1 protein-coding gene is annotated in these 1,184 nt (G+C 36.3%); it reads right to left on the bottom strand.

Annotated elements, in window-relative coordinates; translation table 11 throughout:
- Positions 1 to 1,181, bottom strand: a 1,181-nt coding sequence (gene tuf / locus BT993_RS06785; RefSeq protein ID WP_072593803.1) for an elongation factor Tu, incomplete at its 3' end; no start/stop codon positions are given.
- Positions 1,182 to 1,184: the final 3 nt, after the last annotated feature.

The raw sequence follows: 1,184 nt of genomic DNA, 5'->3' as shown, positions 1-1,184 counted from the left end.
TCAGCGATATCAGCAACAACTCCTGATGCTACTGTTCTTCCACCTTCTCTTATTGAGAATCTTAATCCTGTCTCTATCGCTATTGGATGGATTAATTCTACTGATACTGATATATTATCTCCAGGCATTACCATCTCTACTCCCTCTGGTAAGTTTACTTCTCCTGTTATATCTGTTGTTCTAAAGTAAAATTGTGGCTTGTATCCTGTAAAGAATGGTGTATGTCTTCCTCCCTCTTCTTTAGTTAATACATATATCTCTCCTCTAAACTTAGTATGTGGCTTAATTGATCCTGGTTTTGCCAATACTTGTCCTCTTTCTACTTCTTCTTTCTTTATCCCTCTTAATAATGCCCCTATATTATCTCCAGCTTCTCCTGAATCTAATAGTTTTCTAAACATTTCTATCCCTGTTACTGTTGATTTAGCTGTATCTTTTATTCCTACTATCTCAACTTCTTCTCCTACTTTTACTGTCCCTCTTTCTACTCTTCCTGTTACTACTGTTCCTCTTCCTGTTATTGTCATAACATCTTCTATAGGCATTAGGAATGGTTGATCTACTGGTCTATCTGGTGTAGGTACATATGAATCTACTTGGTTTATTAATTCTACTATTTGTTCTTCCCATTTTGCTTCTCCATTTAATGCTCCTAATGATGACCCTCTTACTACAGGTATGTCATCTCCAGGGAATCCATATTCTGTTAGTAATTCTCTTACTTCCATTTCTACTAACTCTAATAACTCTTCTTCTTCTACCATATCTACTTTATTTAAGTATACTACTATGTATGGTACTCCTACTTGTCTTGCTAGTAATATGTGTTCTCTTGTTTGTGGCATTGGTCCATCTGCTGCTGATACTACTAAAATTGCTCCATCCATTTGTGCTGCCCCTGTTATCATGTTCTTTACATAGTCAGCATGCCCTGGACAGTCTACGTGTGCGTAGTGTCTTGTTTCTGATTCATACTCTATATGAGCTGTGTTTATTGTGATTCCTCTTTCTCTTTCTTCTGGTGCTTGATCTATATTATCAAAATCTACTTTTTGTGCTAATCCTTTTGATGCTAATACTTTTGATATCGCCGCTGTTGTTGTTGTCTTACCGTGATCTACGTGTCCTATTGTCCCTACATTTACATGGGGTTTTAATCTCTCAAATTTTTGTTTTGCCATTTT

Source organism: Streptobacillus ratti, from assembly GCF_001891165.1.
In the GTDB taxonomy this organism is placed as follows: Bacteria; Fusobacteriota; Fusobacteriia; order Fusobacteriales; family Leptotrichiaceae; genus Streptobacillus; species Streptobacillus ratti.
The sequence above is the reverse complement of the archived record's forward strand: the minus strand, read 5'-3'. Positions and strand labels throughout refer to the sequence as shown.